The 17,335-nt window shown below is 63.8% G+C and carries 15 protein-coding genes; 7 read left to right on the top strand and 8 right to left on the bottom strand.

The genetic code is table 11. From position 1 onward, the window contains the following. Both AC1M7R_RS05635 and AC1M7R_RS05630 read left to right on the top strand, forming a co-directional pair. On the top strand, positions 1-639 hold the full coding sequence (locus tag AC1M7R_RS05635; protein WP_072395288.1) for a LysE family translocator: 639 nt from the start codon (positions 1-3) through the stop codon (positions 637-639). Then, entirely contained in the window at positions 636-1,133 is a 498-nt protein-coding gene (locus AC1M7R_RS05630) for a GNAT family N-acetyltransferase (RefSeq protein WP_123595750.1), read from the top strand. The genes AC1M7R_RS05635 and AC1M7R_RS05630 overlap by 4 nt, the downstream gene beginning before the upstream one ends. Positions 1,134-1,199: 66 nt before the next feature. Here AC1M7R_RS05630 and metR read toward each other — a convergent pair whose 3' ends face one another. Next, positions 1,200-2,117 (bottom strand): transcriptional regulator MetR, encoded by a 918-nt coding sequence (metR, locus tag AC1M7R_RS05625; protein WP_072395284.1) that lies wholly within the window; start codon positions 2,115-2,117, stop codon positions 1,200-1,202. Between the two features lie 107 nt (positions 2,118-2,224). On the opposite strand from metR, the gene metE reads away from it, so the two are divergent. Together metE and AC1M7R_RS05615 are read left to right on the top strand one after the other, a co-directional pair. Beyond that, positions 2,225-4,537, top strand: a complete 2,313-nt coding sequence (gene metE / locus AC1M7R_RS05620; RefSeq protein ID WP_072395282.1) for a 5-methyltetrahydropteroyltriglutamate--homocysteine S-methyltransferase — start codon at positions 2,225-2,227, stop codon at positions 4,535-4,537. Positions 4,538-4,807: 270 nt separating this feature from the next. Continuing rightward, positions 4,808-5,827, top strand: coding sequence for an alpha/beta fold hydrolase (locus AC1M7R_RS05615; protein ID WP_072432118.1), 1,020 nt, complete (start codon positions 4,808-4,810; stop codon positions 5,825-5,827). On the opposite strand, the gene AC1M7R_RS05610 is transcribed toward AC1M7R_RS05615, so the two are convergent. Then, positions 5,814-6,701, bottom strand: a complete 888-nt coding sequence (locus AC1M7R_RS05610; RefSeq protein ID WP_072432119.1) for a LysR substrate-binding domain-containing protein — start codon at positions 6,699-6,701, stop codon at positions 5,814-5,816. The two genes, AC1M7R_RS05615 and AC1M7R_RS05610, sit on opposite strands and share 14 nt — an antisense overlap. A 157-nt stretch (positions 6,702-6,858) precedes the next feature. On the opposite strand from AC1M7R_RS05610, the gene AC1M7R_RS05605 reads away from it, so the two are divergent. Then, complete coding sequence (locus AC1M7R_RS05605; protein WP_490610288.1) at positions 6,859-8,496, top strand: 5-guanidino-2-oxopentanoate decarboxylase; 1,638 nt, start codon at positions 6,859-6,861, stop codon at positions 8,494-8,496. 27 nt (positions 8,497-8,523) lie between these two features. Here AC1M7R_RS05605 and AC1M7R_RS05600 read toward each other — a convergent pair whose 3' ends face one another. Beyond that, positions 8,524-9,453, bottom strand: a complete 930-nt coding sequence (locus AC1M7R_RS05600; RefSeq protein WP_072395273.1) for an AraC family transcriptional regulator — start codon at positions 9,451-9,453, stop codon at positions 8,524-8,526. A gap of 326 nt (positions 9,454-9,779) precedes the next feature. Between AC1M7R_RS05600 and AC1M7R_RS05595 the strand changes: the two genes are divergently transcribed. Then, positions 9,780-10,133: a putative quinol monooxygenase gene (locus AC1M7R_RS05595; RefSeq protein ID WP_072395271.1), complete on the top strand. Its 354-nt coding sequence runs from the start codon at positions 9,780-9,782 to the stop codon at positions 10,131-10,133. Positions 10,134-10,174: 41 nt separating this feature from the next. Next, complete coding sequence (locus AC1M7R_RS05590) at positions 10,175-10,408, top strand: hypothetical protein (protein ID WP_072395269.1); 234 nt, start codon at positions 10,175-10,177, stop codon at positions 10,406-10,408. A 51-nt stretch (positions 10,409-10,459) separates the two neighbouring features. Here the strand turns inward: AC1M7R_RS05590 and AC1M7R_RS05585 are convergent, their stop codons facing one another. The 5 genes from AC1M7R_RS05585 to AC1M7R_RS05565 form a co-directional block, all read right to left on the bottom strand. After that, positions 10,460-11,080 (bottom strand): flavin reductase family protein, encoded by a 621-nt coding sequence (locus AC1M7R_RS05585; protein ID WP_072395267.1) that lies wholly within the window; start codon positions 11,078-11,080, stop codon positions 10,460-10,462. Positions 11,081-11,248: 168 nt separating this feature from the next. Continuing rightward, positions 11,249-11,566 carry a hypothetical protein gene (locus tag AC1M7R_RS05580; RefSeq protein ID WP_092180422.1) on the bottom strand — a complete coding sequence of 106 codons (318 nt, stop codon included), beginning with the start codon at positions 11,564-11,566 and terminating at the stop codon, positions 11,249-11,251. 297 nt (positions 11,567-11,863) lie between these two features. Next, positions 11,864-13,183 (bottom strand): MFS transporter, encoded by a 1,320-nt coding sequence (locus AC1M7R_RS05575; RefSeq protein WP_072395264.1) that lies wholly within the window; start codon positions 13,181-13,183, stop codon positions 11,864-11,866. Positions 13,184-13,477: 294 nt separating this feature from the next. Further along, on the bottom strand, positions 13,478-14,623 hold the full coding sequence (locus AC1M7R_RS05570; RefSeq protein WP_490610287.1) for a CblD like pilus biogenesis initiator family protein: 1,146 nt from the start codon (positions 14,621-14,623) through the stop codon (positions 13,478-13,480). Further along, on the bottom strand, positions 14,620-17,307 hold the full coding sequence (locus AC1M7R_RS05565) for a TcfC E-set like domain-containing protein (protein WP_072395260.1): 2,688 nt from the start codon (positions 17,305-17,307) through the stop codon (positions 14,620-14,622). The genes AC1M7R_RS05570 and AC1M7R_RS05565 overlap by 4 nt, the downstream gene beginning before the upstream one ends. Positions 17,308-17,335 lie beyond the last annotated feature (28 nt).

The following is a 17,335-nucleotide window of genomic DNA, read 5'->3' as shown; positions in this document are numbered from 1 at the left end:
ATGATTCCTCTGCCGGACCTGCTGATCTTCGCCGCCGCCGCGTTGCTGATGGTGCTCACGCCCGGGCCGAACATGATCTACCTGATTTCCCGCTCGATCTGCCAGGGCCGCAAGGCCGGGGTCACGTCCCTGCTGGGGGTGGTCGCGGGTTTCTTCGTGCACATGTTCGCCGCGGCTGCGGGGCTGACGGCGGTGTTCATGGCGGTGCCCATGGCCTATGAAGTCTTGAAATGGGCCGGTGCGCTGTACCTGTTGTGGCTGGCCTGGCAGGCACTCAGGCCCGGGGCGCGCTCGCCGTTCGAAGCCCGGCAGCTGCCGGCGGATTCGACGCGCAAGCTGATCACCATGGGGTTTCTCACCAGCGCCCTGAATCCGAAGATCGCGATGTTCTACCTGTCGGTGTTCCCGCAGTTCATCAGCCCGGAACACGGTTCGCTGTTTACCCAGAGCATCATCCTCGGGCTGACCCAGATCAGCGTCAGTTTCAGCGTCAACCTGCTGATTGCGCTGTTTGCCGCGGGCATCGCCTCGTGGTTCGTTCATAACCCCACCTGGCTGGCGGCACAGCGCTATTTCATGGGGTTTGTCCTGGGCGGGCTGGCGCTGCGGCTGATGTTCGAGCAACGGCGGACCGCATGAGCATTCGACGGCTGCGCGCTGGCGATGCCCAGGCGTATCGCGAGTTGATGCTGCAGGCCTACGAGCGTCATCCGCAGGCCTTTACCTCCAGCGTCAGCGAGCGGGCGGCCATGCCCATGAACTGGTGGGAGTCACGCCTGACCGGCCGGTTCGATGTGGTCCTGGGGGCGTTCGTGGCCGACGAGCTGGCCGCAATCGTCGGCCTGGCCCTGGACCATCGGCAAAAGGCCCGGCACAAGGCAACGCTGTTCGGCATGTATGTCGACGATGCCCATCGTCATCGGGGCCTCGGTCAGCGCCTGCTGGAGGCTGCCCTGGCCGAGGCCCGTCGGCATGACTTCCTGCGCCTGGTGCAACTGACCGTCACCGCCGGCAACGACCCGGCCATCAAGCTCTACCAGCGTTGCGGCTTCGTGCTGTACGGCCTCGAGCCGATGGCGATCCGCGGGGGCGACGAGTACTTCGACAAGATTCACATGTGGCTCGAGCTGTAGGCCAACCGGCCATGATGGTCGAGCTCTTTTCTGGCAAGGGGATCCGTCCCCTTGCCACAACGCGCTTCACCGAACGGCGCTGACCCCGTCCAGCGTGGAAAACGAGGTGTCCTTGGCCGTCAGCAGGAAGTCGCGCATATAGGGAGCATCGAGCATGTCGGTCCGTACCGCGGCGTACAACGTGGCGAACAGGCCCTTTTCTCCCAGCCGCTTGGCTTTCACATAACCCCGTGAACTGTATTCATGCAGCGCCCAGTGGGGCATGCCGCACACGCCGCGGCCGCTGGCCACCAGTTGCATCATCATCACCGTCAGTTCGGACGTGCGGACCTGGGCCGGTTCGATGTCGGCCGGTTCCAGGAAGCGGGTGAAGATGTCCAGTCGATCCCGCTCCACCGGATATGTAATCAGGGTTTCGCTGACCAGGTCCTCGGGCACGATGTAGGGTTTGCCCGCCAGCCGATGCTGGTTGGCGACGGCCAGCATGGCTTCGTAGGTGAACAGCGGCACGTAGGTAATGCCCGCCAGCTCCAGGGGATCGGAGGTCACCACCAGGTCCAGGTCGCCCCGGGCCAGGGCCGGCAGCGGGGCGAAGGCGAAGCCGGAGGCCAGGTCCAGTTCGACTTCCGGCCAGGCATCGCGAAACTGGTCGATGGTGGGCATCAGCCACTGGAAGCAACTGTGGCACTCGATCGCCATGTGCAAGCGTCCGGCGGTCCCCCCGGCCAGCCGGGCAATGTCCCGCTCGGCGCTGCGCAGCAAGGGCAGGGTCGCATCGGCCAGTTGCAACAGGCGCAGGCCGGCGCTGGTGAACCGTACCGGTTTGGTCTTGCGTACGAACAACTGCATGCCCAGGCGCTCCTCCAGTTCCTTGAACTGGTGGGACAGCGCGGACTGGGTCAGGTGCAGGCGTTCGGCGGCCTCCACCAGGCTGTCGGCTTCGCGCAATGCGTGCAGGGTCTTGAGGTGACGGAGTTCAAGCACCGGAGGCTCCATGAAGAAAACTTGTGATCAACACGAAAAGGTTGAGTTTGTCTCATGTGGGGCTGGCTGTCGACAATGGCGGCATCTTTTACAGGAGGACGCACACCATGGCCCTGGCCCACACCTTGGGATTTCCCCGCATCGGCGCCGACCGAGAACTGAAAAAAGCGCTTGAAGCCTACTGGAAGGGCGACCTGGACACGGCCGGGTTGCAGGCGGTGGGCCGTGAATTGCGGGCCCGGCACTGGCAATTGCAGAAAGACGCCGGGATAGACCTGCTGCCGGTGGGGGATTTCGCCTGGTACGACCAGGTGCTCAGCCACACCTTGACCCTGGGAGCCGTGCCGGAGCGATTCCACGCGACCCTCGACGCCCATGGCCAACCGAGCCTGGACACCTTGTTCGCCATGGCCCGTGGCGCCACGGTGTCTTGCTGCAGTGCCGAGCATGGCCAGACGCAGCACGCCCAGGAACTGACCAAATGGTTCGACACCAATTACCACTATCTGGTCCCGGAGTTTTGCGCCGGACAGACCTTCAGCCTGAGCTGGTCGCAGCTGTTCGATGAGGTGGACGAAGCCCACGCCCTGGGACATCGGGTCAAACCGGTGATCATCGGCCCCCTCACGTACCTGTGGCTGGGCAAGGCCAAGGGGCAGGATTTCGACAGGCTCGAGTTGCTGGAGCGGTTGTTGCCGGTCTACGGCGAGATCCTCAATCGCCTGAAAGCCCAGGGTGTGGAATGGGTGCAGATCGACGAGCCGATCCTCACCCTAGACCTGCCCCAGGCCTGGAAAAACGCCTTCGAGCGGGCTTATCACATTCTTCAGTATTCACCCCTGAAGAAACTGGTGGCGACCTATTTCAGCGGCTTGCAGGACAACCTGGGCCTGGCCGTGGGCCTGCCGGTGGACGGCTTGCACATCGATGCAGTCCGGGCGCCGGAGCAACTGGGCCAGGTCCTGGATCGCCTGCCCAGCTACAAGATCCTGTCGGTGGGCCTGGTCAATGGCCGCAATGTCTGGCGTTGCGAACTGGAACAGGCGCTGGCGCAACTGCAGCCGGCCCAGGAGCGTTTCGGCGACAACCTCTGGGTGAGCACGTCGTGCTCGTTGCTGCACAGCCCGGTGGATCTGGAACGCGAAGACCGGCTCGATCCCGAACTCAAGGGCTGGCTGGCCTTCGCCGTGCAGAAGTGTGGCGAAGTGGCCGTGCTGCGCGATGCGCTGAACGATCCACTTGCCCCCGGCGCTCGCCAGGCCCTGGCCGAAAGCCGCGACGCGCAGGCCCGCCGCGCCGCCTCGACGCGCATTCACAAACCCGAGGTCCAGGCCCGCCTCGCTGCGATCGGCCCGCAGGACAGCCAGCGCCGTTCGCCTTTCGCGCAACGGATCGAGCAGCAGCGCGCGCGGCTGAAGTTGCCGGCCTTCCCCACGACCACCATCGGCTCGTTCCCGCAGACCCCGGCCATTCGCCTGGCACGCCAGGCATACCGGCAGGGCAAGCTGTCGGCCAACGATTATCAGGACGCCATGCACACCGAGATCCGCCACGCCGTGCAGATCCAGGAACGCCTGGGCCTGGACGTGCTGGTCCATGGCGAAGCCGAGCGCAACGACATGGTGGAATACTTCGCCGAACAACTGGACGGCTACGCCTTCACACGTTTCGGTTGGGTGCAGAGTTACGGCTCGCGCTGCGTCAAGCCGGCCATCATTTATGGTGACATCAGCCGCCCCAAGGCCATGACTGTCGACTGGATCCGCTACGCCCAAAGCCTGACCGACAAGGTCATGAAAGGCATGCTCACCGGCCCGGTGACCATGCTGATGTGGTCCTTTCCGCGCGAAGACGTGTCGCGCCAAACCCAGGCGCAACAACTGGCACTGGCCCTGCGTGACGAAGTGCTGGACCTGGAGGCTGCCGGGATCCGCATCGTGCAGATCGACGAGGCGGCGTTCCGCGAGGGGTTGCCGCTGCGTCGCGGGCAATGGCAGGAGTACCTGGACTGGGCCGTGGAGGCGTTTCGCTTGAGCGCGTCGGGAGTACGGGATGAAACCCAGATCCACACCCACATGTGCTACAGCGAGTTCAATGACGTGATCCAGGCCATCGCCGACATGGATGCCGATGTCATCACCATCGAAACCTCCCGCTCGGACATGGAACTGCTCGATGCCTTCGAAGCGTTCGACTACCCGAACGACATTGGCCCGGGTGTCTACGACATCCATTCGCCACGGGTACCGGACACCGCCGAGATGGTTGCGTTGGTGAGCAAGGCGGTCGAGCGGATCCCCGCCGAACAGCTGTGGATCAACCCCGACTGTGGCCTGAAGACCCGCGCATGGCCCGAGACCGAGGCGGCGCTGGTGAACATGGTGGCGGCGGCACGGCAGTTGCGCAGCCAGCTGGCTTGAATTCCCTCGCCACAGGGGGAGGTCTGTTCACACCCCAATAAGGAATGTTGATCGTTCCCATGCTCCGTGTGGGAATGCCCTCTTGACGCTGCGCATCACCATGCAGAAGCGGAACGCGGCGCGTCCCTGGCGGCATGCCCGCCCGGGAGCGGGGCGGGCATTCGACCGCTCGGCAATCTTCATCAAACTGTCACGCAACTGTGGCAGCGCGCTTGAACGAATTTCATCAGACTCGCGCTCTACTGGGGTTCTGCGTTTTGGTGTTTCTTCATGCGTGTGTTCATTTTCCTGGCCGTCCTGATGTTCGGCTTGCCGTCGTTGGCGGCGTCTCGTTGTGATGTCAATGTCGCGACCCAACGGGTCGATCTGGACCAGGTCAGCCTGGCGTACCAGAGTATTGGCCGTGCGTCCGATCCGGCGTTGCTGCTGGTGATGGGGTTGGGCGGGCAATTGATCCATTGGCCGGATGAAGTGGTGACAGCCCTGTGCGAGCAAGGCTTCCGGGTGATTCGCTACGACAACCGGGACGTGGGCCTGTCCACCTGGCGCCAGGCTCCCGGCAGCGCCAACCTCACGTTCGAAGCCTTGCGCTACAAGCTGGGCTTGCCGGTGGCGGCGCCCTATACCTTGACCGATATGGCCAGCGACGGGCTGGGCTTGATGGACGCGTTGCAAGTGCAGCGTTTTCACATACTGGGCGCGAGCATGGGCGGCATGATCGCCCAGCACATGGCGGCCATGGCGCCACAGCGGGTCGAAAGCCTGACCCTGATCATGACCAGCTCCAGCGCCCAGGGTCTGCCGGCGCCCAGCGAAGCGCTGGTGCAACTGCTGTCGCGACGCGGTGCGCCGAACCGAGAGATGGCCCTGGAGCAGCAGGCCGACCTGCTGGCCGCCTTGGGCAGTCCCATGGTGGTGGATGATCGCCAGGCGTTGCTGCACCAGGCCGCGCAGGCCTACGACCGGGCCTTCAATCCCGAGGGCGTCAAGCGCCAGATCATGGCAATCATGGCGGAGCCCAGCCGGGTAGCGCTGCTCAACCAGCTGCAGGTGCCGACCCTGGTGGTCCACGGCACGGCCGATCCCCTGTTGCCGGTCATGCACGGGGTGCACCTGGCGGCCCATATCCGGGGCAGCCAGTTGAAACTGATACCGGGTCTGGCCCATCGCTTCCAGGAGGCGTTCAGGGAGCCGTTGCTGGGGGCGGTGTTGCCCTATCTGCGGCAGCACCGCGAAGACACCTCCCACTGGGCCCAGCTGGAACCGGCCCAGGCGCCTAATCTGCTCTAGTGCGGGCCTGTTCCACCAGCCAGGCCATCAGCGCCTGCAACGCTGGCGAAGCCTGGGCGCTGCGTGGACAGACCAGGTAGTAGCCCAGGCCGGTCCTGACTTTCAGGTCGAACGGTGTCGTCAGTCTTCCAGCCTTGAGATCGTCGCCGATCAGCGCCCAGTCGCCGATGGCCACCCCGGTGCCCTGGGAGGCCATGGACATGGCCAGGTCCAGTGTCTCGAAATGCTGGCCGTGGGCGATCCGGGCCAGTTTCACACCGGCGGCTTCCAGCCAGGCATTCCAGTCGCGCTCATCATCGGTGGGGTGCAGCAGCAGGTGGTGCTGCAGGTCGGCGGGGGTGCGCAGCGGCACGGGGCCTTCGAGCTGCGACCGGGAACACACCGGCGTCAGTTGCTCGTCGAACAGGTGCAGGCAGGCCAGCGAGGTGTCCGGCGGCTGACCGTAGATCACCGCGGCGTCGAAGGGTTCGCGCTGGAAATCGACACCGTGCCGAGCGGTGCTGGTCAGTTTCACCGGCAGGTCCGGACGTTCCTTCTGCCATTGCAGCAGGCGCGGCAGCAGCCAGCGCATCACACAGGTCGGTGCCTTGAGCTGCAGGGTCTGGCGTTTCTCGCCGATCTGCTCCACGGCATCGCTGATCAGGCCGAACACTTCCTGGACCCTGGGCAGCCATGCCTGGCCCTCGGCGGTCAGGCTCAGGCCGCGCGCGTGGCGCTGGAACAACGCATACCCCAAGTGATCCTCCAGACCTGCGATCTGTCGACTCACTGCGCCCTGGGTGATGTGCAGCTGTTCGGCCGCCCGGGTGAAATTGCAGCACTGGGCCGTGACCAGGAAGGTATGCAATGCCGGCAACGGAGGAAGTCGTTTCATAGAGAGCCGAGTCATGACGTGAGGACATGGCTAGTATGACTTTTTATCCATTGTTGCCGCTATGGCCTGCCCGTTCCAATAACCCCATCCCCAAGGCAGACAGGCTCTGTGCCAGCGGCTGCCGGGGGCTCGTCAAGACTGGAAAAGGGCAGGGGCAATGGCAACGTGCGGCGAAGTGTTGGTCAAGTTACTGGAAGGCTATGGCGTCGAGCAGGTATTCGGCATTCCCGGAGTGCACACGGTGGAGTTGTACCGTGGGCTGGCCGGCTCCAGCATTCGCCACGTGACACCGCGCCATGAGCAGGGCGCCGGTTTCATGGCCGACGGATATGCTCGGGTCAGCGGCAAGCCCGGCGTGTGTTTCATCATCACCGGCCCGGGCATGACCAACATCGCCACGGCCATGGGTCAGGCCTATGCCGATTCGATTCCGATGCTGGTGATTTCCAGCGTCCAGTCCCGCAGTCAGCTGGGGGGCGGCCGTGGCAAGCTGCACGAGCTGCCGAACCAGAGTGCGCTGGTGGGTGGTGTCGCGGCGTTTTCCCACACCTTGATGTCCGCCGCCGAGTTGCCAGGGGTGCTGGCCAGGGCTTTCGCGCTGTTCCAGGCTGGACGGCCGCGGCCGGTGCATATCGAGATTCCGCTGGACGTCCTGGTTGAAGAAGCGGATGCCTTGCTGACCAGTACGCCGGTCAATATCAGCCGTGCCGGTGCCGCGCCGGCCGCCGTGGCTTCCATGACGGCCCTGCTGGCGAACGCCAGGCGACCGTTGATCCTGGCCGGAGGCGGAGCCATCGATGCCGCGGCCCAGCTGACCGAACTGGCCGAGCGCCTCGGTGCGCCAGTGGCCTTGACCATCAACGCCAAGGGCCTGTTGCCGTCCCGTCACCCCTTGCTGATAGGCTCCACCCAAAGCCTGGTGGCCACTCGTGCGCTGGTGGCCGAGGCGGACGTGGTGCTGGCCGTCGGCACTGAACTGGCCGAGACCGACTATGACGTTACCTTCGCTGGCGGCTTCCAGATTCCCGGTGCGCTGCTGCGCATCGACATCGACCCGGACCAGACCGTGCGCAATTATCCGCCGCATCTGGCGCTGGTAGCGGATTCCCGTACCGCCGCCCAGGCCTTGCTGGACGAACTGGGCCGCCTGCCGCTGCCTGAGCGCGACACCGATTGGGGCGCGGCTCGCGTGGCGCGCTTGTGCGTCGCCCTGGAGCAGGATTGGGATGCCCCGACCCGTGCCCAGACGCTGTTGCTCGATACCGTTCTCCAGACGCTGCCCGATGCGGTTTTTGTCGGCGACTCCACGCAACCGGTGTATACCGGCAACCTGACCTTCAATCTCGAACAGCCACGCCGCTGGTTCAACGCGTCCACCGGCTATGGCACCCTCGGCTACGCGTTGCCGGCAGCCATCGGTGCCTGGCTCGGCGGCACGGACCAGGGCCAGGGGCGTCCGACGGTGGTGTGCCTGATCGGCGATGGCGGCTTGCAGTTCACCCTGGCGGAACTGGCCAGCGCCGTGGAGGCGTGCACACCGGTGATCGTGCTGCTGTGGAACAACCAGGGCTACGAAGAGATCAAGAAATACATGGTCAGGCGCGCCATCGAGCAGGTCGGCGTAGACATCTACACCCCGGACTTTGTCGGCGTCGCCAGGGCCCTGGGCTGCTTTGCGCAAGCCATCGATGGCGTGGAGCATTTGCGCGCCGCATTGCTGGCGGCCCGCGACCGCCAAGGCCCGACGCTGATCGAGATCGACCAGGCGCTCTGGATGGCTCAGGTGTCGCGATGAGGCCGAGCCAGGCAGCGGCAAGTCACGTCAGACCGTCAGGCGCAACCGCGCCAGGTCCCGCAACGGCGGGGCGCCGAACAACCGGCTGTATTCGCGGCTGAACTGCGAAGGGCTTTCGTAGCCCACCCGATAACCGGCCGCCGAGGCTTCCAGCCCCTCGGCCAGCATCAGCCGGCGGGCTTCCTGCAAGCGCAGTTGTTTCTGATACTGCAACGGGCTCATGGCCGTCATGGCCTTGAAGCGATGGTGCAGGGTCGAGACGCTGAGGTTCACTTCCCGGGCCAGGTCATCGATGCGCAGCGGTTGTTCGAAATGACCGTTGAGCCATTTGATCGCCTGGCTGATGCGATGGCTCTGGCTGTTGGCGATGGCGATCTCGTACAGCCGGTAGCCCTGTGGGCTGCGCAGCAGGCGGTAGAGAATTTCCCTGCGCACCAGTGGCGCGAGCATGGCGATGTCTTTCGGCGTATCCAGCAGCCGCGCCAGCCGCAGCACGGCGTCGAGCATCGGCGTGTCCAGGCGCTCCACATACAGCCCGCGTCCGGCAGGCCGGGTCGGCACTCCCAACGGTCCGGCGTCGGCGATCAGGGCGGTGATTTCCGCTGGATCGATGTCCAGGCGCAGGGCCAGGATCGGGTGTTCGGGGGACACTTCGGCAATGCGCCCGCTCAACGGCACCGACACGGAAACCACCAGGTAGTGGAGCGGATCGTAGCTGAACAGTTCATCCGCCAGGTACACCTGTTTCCTGCCTTGGGCCATGATGCACAGCGCCGGTTGTGCCAGCGCCGTCGCAAACTCATGGGGCCGACTGTGGCGTCCCAGGTGCAGCGAGCCGATGGCGGTCGCGTAGCTGCCGTCTTCGCTGGTATTGCGATCGATGATCGACGCCAGTTCGGCGCGCTGTTGTTCCTGATGCGAGTCCAGGGGGGCGTGGGCGTGGTCGAGCGGCGACATGCCGGGATCCTCGAATGTCAGGGGCGATGGGCAAAGCTTATGTTTGTGCAAGGCGCAGCGGTAGCCACATCCTGTTGAAAGCTTGCCTGATCCTGCACGGCTCGCCGTGTCGTCGCGCGGGAATATCCCTGAAACTTGCTTGAAACCTTTTGTCTCAATTTCCCGGGTCCCTGTGGTGCCATCGCCGTATCTGGCGCCGGCAATACGCAGGATTGTGCAAGGGGTCGGCAGAAATCGACTAACGAACCTGGTGGCGTGGCGCTTAACCTTTGATCCTGTCGCAGCCTGTCCCCGGCTGCACAACGGATTACCTGGGAGGGTTGAACATGTCTAAGCAGATCCCCGTCAGTCACATGGCTTTCGTGCGGGCCCGGTCCGGTTGCTCCCGGGCACTGGGTGCACGCCTGAGCACGCTGATCGCGCCCTCGCGCCAGGCCCCCGGTTGCATCCACTTTGCCCTGCAACAATCGCAATGCGACGCCGACTTGTGGCTGGTGTCGGGGCTCTGGACCGATCAGCAATCGATGGACGCCTACTTCAATTCCCCGGCCATGGGCATTTTCGCCGAACTGGTGCAGGACCTGGTGGTCAGCAGCCTGGACTTCCATACGTTCCGGGAAGTGTCTGCCACCCAGGCGACCGAAGGGTGCCTGGCGGCGGTACACAAACTGGCCGGTTGAAGGTTTAATGGCGGTCATTTCCACCGCCAGGATGCGTACACATGGCACGTAAAGCCTTTGAAACCTTCGAAGCTGTCTCCGCCGTCATCCCCAAAGAAGGGGGCGGCTACCATGCCGCCATCGCCACCAAGGCCATCGGTGGGGCCGGTGCGCCGCGTTTCAACAAGGTGCTCGAAGAGCAGACCTTCGATACCGCCGCCAAGGCCGATGAGGCCGCAGCCGTGCAACTGACCCACCTCAAGGGCGTCAGCGAGGATGGCGGATTGCTCTGGTAAACCCGCGTCGCCTGTTGGGCTCGGGAACGGGTCTGCACCTGTGGCGACCCTCTACTTCGGGCGATGCATCTTGAACAACGCCTCGGGGCCCAGCTGGAAGTAATCCGCCGGGCCGCCGCCGCGCAGGATCGGTTCGGCGGCAGCGGTGTCGTAGATCCCGTCCTTCAACAGCCACTTGGCGATGTGCACGGCGACGACTTCGCCGAGGATCAGCCAACTCGGCACCAGGCCTTTGTCCGCCCGCTGCAACTGAATGATCTGCGTGACCTTGCATTCGAAGGACACCGGGCTTTCGGCGACGCGCGGCACCTGTATCACCCGCGACGCGGCCGTCGTCAAACCCGCCAGTTCGAACTCGTCGACCTCGGGTGCAACCATCGCGCAGCTCTGGTTCATCTGCTCGGCCAGCGGCCGCGTGGCCAGGTTCCAGGCGAACTCACCGGTCTGTTCGATGTTGTTGAGGCTGTCTTTGCGCCCGACGCTGGAAAAGCCAATGATCGGCGGGATGTAGTTGAACGCATTGAAAAAACTGTAGGGCGCCAGGTTCAGGCGGCCTTCGGCATCCTGGGAAGAGATCCAACCGATAGGGCGCGGGCCGACGATGGCATTGAACGGGTCATGGGGCAGGCCGTGGCCGTTGGCGGGTTCATAGAAATGGATGTCATCGGGCATGGCGGGCGATCCCTGGAAGCGCTTTCGAAAGGGGCCAATAGTGCAAGGCCAGGGCATTTATTTCCAGTTCTGGTGGTGCAAGAAAGATCGCAACCTTTGGCAACGCCGACGGGATCTTAACCGTCCTGCCGTCGCTGCCAGAGGCGGCGATCTCTTGATACCCACTCATCAACCAATCGCTTCAGCAGTGCCGGTCTTGTCGAAACCGTCGGCGGCAATGGCGTCTGCGGTGCCGGTCTTGTCGAAACCGTCGGCGGCAATGGCGTCTGCGGTGCCGGTCTTGTCGAAACCGTCGGCGGCAATGGCGTCTGCGGTGCCGGTCTTGTCAAAGCCATCGGCGGCATAGCTACCGACGTGGCTACGTTCGATGGCGGCGCTGGCCTCTGAGCCGAAGGCGGCGGAACCGGTCTTGTCATAACCATCGGCGGCGAAGGTGTTGGCAGCCAGCATCGACAGGGTCAGGGCGATCATCAGTTTGGTTTTCATGTCAGTACTCCGAAGTGGTTGGCGTTGGACGCCTTGGGGTTGAAACTTATGTTACGCTTGTTAAATCGATTAAAAAGCGCAAAAAAATGCTTAAAACAATCGGTTAAATAGATATGTAGGCGGCAGAGGCCCAGCGGTCGATAAAACTCATCACCGGCAAGGTCAACGGCGTTCTGTTGAGGATGAGAATGAGAGGCAGGCATTAACCAGAGATTAATGTCGGATAAATCTTTCGATACCGAACGAAAAAGGGGCGAACCCAGTAGGTTCGCCCCTTCGTTTTGTGCACCTCGGTGATCAGTCGGTCACGATCCGCGAGTGTTTGCGGGTGTCCTTCATGGTGATGTACACCAGCAGCGACACGGCGATGCACGCCGTGACGTACCAGTAGTAGCCGGTCTCCATGCCGATGCTCTTGAACCACAGGGCAATGTATTCGGCGGTACCGCCGAAGATCGACACGGTCAGGGCGTAAGGCAGGCCGACACCCAGGGCGCGGATTTCAGTGGGGAACAGTTCGGCTTTCACCACGGCGTTGATCGAGGTGTAGCCACTGACAATGATCAGCGCGGCCATGATCAGGAAGAACGCGCCCCACCAGGTCTGGATGGTGTGCAGGGTGGTCAGGATCGGCACGGTGAACAGTGTGCCGAGGATGCCGAAGGCGATCAGGATCGGCCGGCGCCCGATCTTGTCCGACAGGCCGCCGATCACCGGCTGCAGGCACATGAACAGGAACAGCGTGGCAGCGGAAATCGTGGTGGAGTCGGAGATGCTCATGCCGACGGTGTTCACCAGGTATTTCTGCATATAAGTGGTGTAGGTGTAGAACGCCAGGGTGCCGCCCATGGTCAGGCCGACCACGGTGAGCAGTTCCTTGGGATGGCGCAGCAAGGTGCGCATAGCGCTTTCCTTGGACTTTTCCTTCTTGGTGAACGACTCGGTTTCTTCCATGCCGCGACGCAGGTACAGCGCCACGATCGCGCACAACGCGCCGATGGCGAAAGGAATACGCCACCCCCAGGCGTACAACTGTTCGCTGGTGAGGAACTGCTGCAGCACGATCAGCACGCCGAGGGCGATGAGCTGGCCGGAAATCAGGGTCACGTACTGGAAACTGGAAAAGAAGCCGCGACGTTCCTTGGTCGCCATTTCGCTCAGGTAGGTGGCCGAGGTGCCGTATTCGCCTCCCACCGACAGGCCCTGGAGCAAGCGGGCGAACACCAGCAGGATCGGCGCGCCGACGCCGATGGTTTCGTAGCCGGGGCTCAGGGCGATGATCAGCGAGCCGAAGCACATCAGGTACACCGACGCCATCAATGCCCGTTTGCGGCCGGCACGGTCAGCGTACAGGCCCATCAGCCATCCACCGATAGGACGCATCAGGAAACCTACGGCGAAGATGGCGGCGGTGTTGAGCAACTGGGCGGTGGTGTCGCCCTTGGGGAAGAAGACTTTGGCGAAGTACAACGAGAAAGCGGCATAGACGTACCAGTCATACCACTCGACCATGTTGCCGACCGAGCCGCTGAAGATCGATTTGATCCGGCTGGCGGTGGTTCTTTCACGGGCGGGCACGGCAGCCGACCCAAGGGGCAGGGCGTTGGAGTTATCCATTGAAGGATCCTTCGTTTAATTGTTTTTGTGGAGCGCGCGGAAACGCAGCCTGACAGGGCTATAGCAGGAGCTGTGCCAGGAGACGAAGGGCCGGTCTAGAGGGGCTGGCGTTGGATAATGAGCGGAAAACCGCCTATCGGTGTCGTGAGGGTGAGCGGGAATCCGCTTACTAGGAGGGGCTGTGTTGTTGTGGCCGGCCTCATCGCGAGCAAGCTCGCTCGCGATGAGGCCAGTCACTGCAAGAAGAACGACCTGACAGAAGCGCCTTGGCGCAGCTTCTGTCCAGTGCCAGCCTCAGGGTGAAGTCGTCGACGGTGTGAACTCCAGTTTCAACTCGCCCCGGTATTGCCCGGTGTTCTTGTCGATCTGGTTGAAGGGCGGTGTATCCAGGGTGATGGGCCATGGGGTGCACACGACCGGGAAGGGCACGTTGGGCAAGCGCACGGCGCGGATATCGGCATTGTCGATACCGGTATGGGCCACCGTTTGTCCCGACACGTGCTGTGTCTCCCCCAGGTTGGCGGTGCGGGTGCGAACCCGGTATTCGATCCGGTTTCGCTCACCCGTGCCGCCGGAGGCATGGTGCACGAAGAAGCGGCCCTCCATGCCGGGCACGGGGTTGGCGCCGGTGATGCGCACCTCGTAACGGTGGCTGTTGGCGTTATAGCCGTCGTAGAGGCACGCATCGACCACCGCCTGGCCGGATACCACGCCGCCCGGCCCGCTGCTCAATGGCCGGGTGCGCAGGTTCAGGTCCACCTGCGGGGTGCTGATGCCGTAGGCGGGCAGGTAGATCTGCACGTTATTGTGGTCGGTGACGTCCAGTTTGAAGTCGACGGTGTAGGTATGGGCGCTTCCGATAGGCTGCGAGTAGAACCTCCTGAGCTTCATGACCAACTGCGCCGTCCAGATGCCACCGGAGGGCAATTTGGCGAGTTCCGAGCGAGGAATCCACAGGGTGGAGGCCGTGCCCGTCACATCTACGCCCTCGCAGTTCCCGGATGAGGTTGATGTCAGCATCCAGATGCTTTCTCCCCACGTACCACAGGGACTGTTGAGCGGGTGTCTGCGTATGATGTTGCCCTTGACAGTCAAAACCGTGGAGAGTCGACTGCGTTTTTCCGTGAAACGCAGCAGTATATCAGTGGTGCCCCACCTTCCTCCGGCGGTGGTCAGGCACTGGCCTGTCGCGGGAGCGGTGTTGGACAGGCAGACAAAGTGCATCGTTCTGTAGCTCGAATGTTCCACAGGCTGTTCGTGCCAGCCATGGATCATTCGCGTCCAGATGTAATGATCGGCGGGCGGAGTCGAGCGGTCGAACTGCAGCATCTCGGATTGATAGTGGTTGCCGGGATGGATGTCCCCCAGCACCGGCAGCGCAGCGAACGCGCCGATCAGTGCGCCCAGGCGACGCGCCCAACGTTGAAAGGTCGAAGTCATGGCAGGTTTCTCTTGTCTGGCGATAACGCGGCGCTGCGGCGTGCCGTCCAGCGTCCCAGTCGATCGGGGTCGTTCAGGTCCTTCGGCAATGCGTCCAGGGTGGTGCTATGGCAGGTGAGCGTGCCGACCTGCCGCAAGCTGCTGCGCGCGGTCGCCGACTGCACGGCACAGGCGTGCACCCCGTTCAGGTCCAGGGCGAACAACGGTTGCGGGTGTTTGGCCAGGTCGACGACGAAGCTGCCGTCCTCGGCGGTTTCCATCATCGCCGCGTTGAGGATGGCGGCCTGTGCCAGCGGTTGGCCCTGGGCATCCACCAGGCGTCCGACGTAGGTGTAGCTGAGGCTGGATTCGATGTACTGCACCGCCAGCTTGCCGGGTGGCAGGAACCAGTCGCGGCTGCCGTTGCCGACGTTCACCGTGCTCAGGTTCTGGCGCGAGGCATCGGCATCGCTGATGCGAGTCTGGGAAACCTGGAAGCCATTGATCGGAATCAGCCGTTTTTCACCGAAGCCGATGCTGGTCTGTGAGCCGTAGCCGCCACTGACCTTGGCCGCGGCACCGTTTGCATTGTCCGCCGGCGCCGCGACGATGCCGACGGCGGCTCCGGGGCCCGTACCGCCTTGGCCGTGGCCCCAGAAGAAACCCTCGCGCCCCAGTGCCAGGGAAGAGGAGTGGTTGCCGCTGAGGCCGGGGCGTGAATCGTTCCGGTCGCCGCCACGCTGCGACACCGCCAGGCTCGTTTCGCCCCAGCTGCGCTCGAGGCGCCCGGCCAGTTCGGCGTCCCAGCGGCCGAGGTCGTCGTAACCCAGCCCGGTGTTCAGTTCGTTGCGACCTTGTTCGCCGTCCCAGACCCGGGTGTGGGCCAGGCTGGTCCGCACGCTGTCGCTGGCGGCCCGTTCGCGGCGCGCGTCCATGCCGACACTGCTATGCCGGAAGCCGCCGGAGGTGGAGCGCTCGTTATGGGACAGGCTGAGGCTCAGGTACACGCCGTGGTCGGTGGGCCGGTTGCCGCTCTGGTTGCGAAACGCGCCCACCCGGTGGGTGAGGTGGAACTGCCCCAGGGGATGACCGCGGGAGAAGCCCACCTGCAGGGTGCGGGCCCAGGTCGCGGTGGTCAGTTCGTCGGTCAGGTCCGGCTCGCCGGGCAACGTGTTCCAGTAATAGGAAGGGTTCACCTGGGCATAACGGTTGTAGCTGTAGCCGGCACTGAGGGCGCCGCCGGCCAGGGGCAGCGAGGCGCTGGCCGTCAGCGATTCGTTGCAGCCACTCTGCTGGTAGGTACGCCGGTTGTGCTCGCAGGACGGGCTGCGCAGCGAGTAGCGATAGAGATTCCAGGACAGGCCATGGTTGAACGTCAATTGCTGGCTGTTGCCGCTCGCCCCGTCATTGCCCTCCAGGATAGCGGCCGACAATGACCAACTGCTGGCGCCCAGCGTACCGGCCCAGTCCAGGCGGCTTTCGTTGTAGAAGGCCGTGTCCAGCCAGGTGATGCCGCTGGTGAGCGCCAGGTTGTCCAGCAACGGCACCCGCAGGCCGGTCTGGACCACGGCGGCGGGGTCCTGTTCGTACAGGGAGTGCTCGGCCGTGCGCCCGCCCTGCAAGAACCATTGCACGGTGTCATCCCCCAGGCCGTTGCCGTCGGTGCGGCTGAAGGGCACGGTTTCGGTACGGGTCACCTGGCCGTTTTCGATCACCCGCAGGGTCACCGGATAACTGCCGTTGGGGAAGGTGCGGGTGTCGACGTTCTGCACGCCGGCATCCAGGTAAGACGTCGAAAGCAATTCCTCGCCGCGAAAGGCGTCGACGCGGGCGCGCTGGGTCAGGATCAGGGAGATAGGCGTGCCCTGCCCGACGACATCGCGATTGAGGTAGGCCAGGGTGGTGCCGACCCGGGCACCGTCGATCCGGCCCAGGGGCAGCAGGCTGAAATTGAAGTTGCCGCCTTCGGCGCTGGACAGGTTGCTCATGTCCATGCGACCTGCCTGTGCATAGTGTTCGCGGTCGAAATCGCGCCGGTAATAGGCGTTGTTGAATTCCAGGTTGCTGTCGCTGCCACGCTTGTTCTGGTTGGCCTGGTAGATCCAGGTGAATCCCAGGTGGCTGTTTTCACCCAGGCCCAGTGCACCGAGGCCGCTGGCGCCAAGGGCACGGTAACTGTCGGACTGGGCGATATTGATGTTCTGCCGGTGGACGAGGGCGTTCTGCGCCTCGCTCGGTGTATGCAACCGCAGGGTCGAGGCCTCGTTGGTGGGCAGCCAGTCCTTGCGCAGGAGCACCTGGAGCCGGGCGCCGGCCTCGTCGAGGATCACGGCCACTGCCTCGGTTTCCAGATAGCCGCAACTCGCCTCGCTGGCCAGACCGTAGGAGCAGGCCAGTTGGCTGTTGCTGGGCAAGGGCTGTGACAGCAGTGGCAACAGTTCCTGGGGCGTGGCCAGCGCGCCGGCCTCCACCAGCAGGGCCGCGATGCGTTCCGGTTGCTGGAATTCGATCCGGCCGGGCCGGACCAGCACTGGATGCAGGCCGAGGTTGCGATTGAACAGTTGCAGCTCGAGTTGTTCCACCTGACCCTCGACCAGGGCTTCGAAGCCAGCCGGTACCCGAGTCAGGTCGTCGGACGTGGCCGCTACGGCATCGGCCAGCGCCCATGAAAGGGAAATGGAGAGTGCGGTGAAATGGAGTTTCATACGGGGCCTTGGCGAAGAAAAAGGGGAG

It is taken from the genome of Pseudomonas sp. MS01C9 (genome assembly GCF_058202755.1).
The sequence above is the reverse complement of the archived record's forward strand: the minus strand, read 5'-3'. Positions and strand labels throughout refer to the sequence as shown.

Excerpts from the sequence above, each read along its gene's own strand:
- AC1M7R_RS05585 (WP_072395267.1), bottom strand. The coding sequence starts at position 11,080 with ATGCCCGATGACATCCATTTCTATGAACCCGCCAACGGCCACGGCCTG.
- AC1M7R_RS05590 (WP_072395269.1), top strand. The coding sequence starts at position 10,175 with ATGGCACGTAAAGCCTTTGAAACCTTCGAAGCTGTCTCCGCCGTCATC.
- AC1M7R_RS05630 (WP_123595750.1), top strand. The coding sequence starts at position 636 with ATGAGCATTCGACGGCTGCGCGCTGGCGATGCCCAGGCGTATCGCGAG.
- AC1M7R_RS05565 (WP_072395260.1), bottom strand. The coding sequence starts at position 17,307 with ATGAAACTCCATTTCACCGCACTCTCCATTTCCCTTTCATGGGCGCTG.
- AC1M7R_RS05575 (WP_072395264.1), bottom strand. The coding sequence starts at position 13,183 with ATGGATAACTCCAACGCCCTGCCCCTTGGGTCGGCTGCCGTGCCCGCC.
- AC1M7R_RS05600 (WP_072395273.1), bottom strand. The coding sequence starts at position 9,453 with ATGTCGCCGCTCGACCACGCCCACGCCCCCCTGGACTCGCATCAGGAA.
- AC1M7R_RS05615 (WP_072432118.1), top strand. The coding sequence starts at position 4,808 with ATGCGTGTGTTCATTTTCCTGGCCGTCCTGATGTTCGGCTTGCCGTCG.
- AC1M7R_RS05580 (WP_092180422.1), bottom strand. The coding sequence starts at position 11,566 with ATGAAAACCAAACTGATGATCGCCCTGACCCTGTCGATGCTGGCTGCC.
- AC1M7R_RS05605 (WP_490610288.1), top strand. The coding sequence starts at position 6,859 with ATGGCAACGTGCGGCGAAGTGTTGGTCAAGTTACTGGAAGGCTATGGC.
- AC1M7R_RS05595 (WP_072395271.1), top strand. The coding sequence starts at position 9,780 with ATGTCTAAGCAGATCCCCGTCAGTCACATGGCTTTCGTGCGGGCCCGG.
- AC1M7R_RS05635 (WP_072395288.1), top strand. The coding sequence starts at position 1 with ATGATTCCTCTGCCGGACCTGCTGATCTTCGCCGCCGCCGCGTTGCTG.
- AC1M7R_RS05570 (WP_490610287.1), bottom strand. The coding sequence starts at position 14,623 with ATGACTTCGACCTTTCAACGTTGGGCGCGTCGCCTGGGCGCACTGATC.
- AC1M7R_RS05610 (WP_072432119.1), bottom strand. The coding sequence starts at position 6,701 with ATGAAACGACTTCCTCCGTTGCCGGCATTGCATACCTTCCTGGTCACG.
- metE (WP_072395282.1), top strand. The coding sequence starts at position 2,225 with ATGGCCCTGGCCCACACCTTGGGATTTCCCCGCATCGGCGCCGACCGA.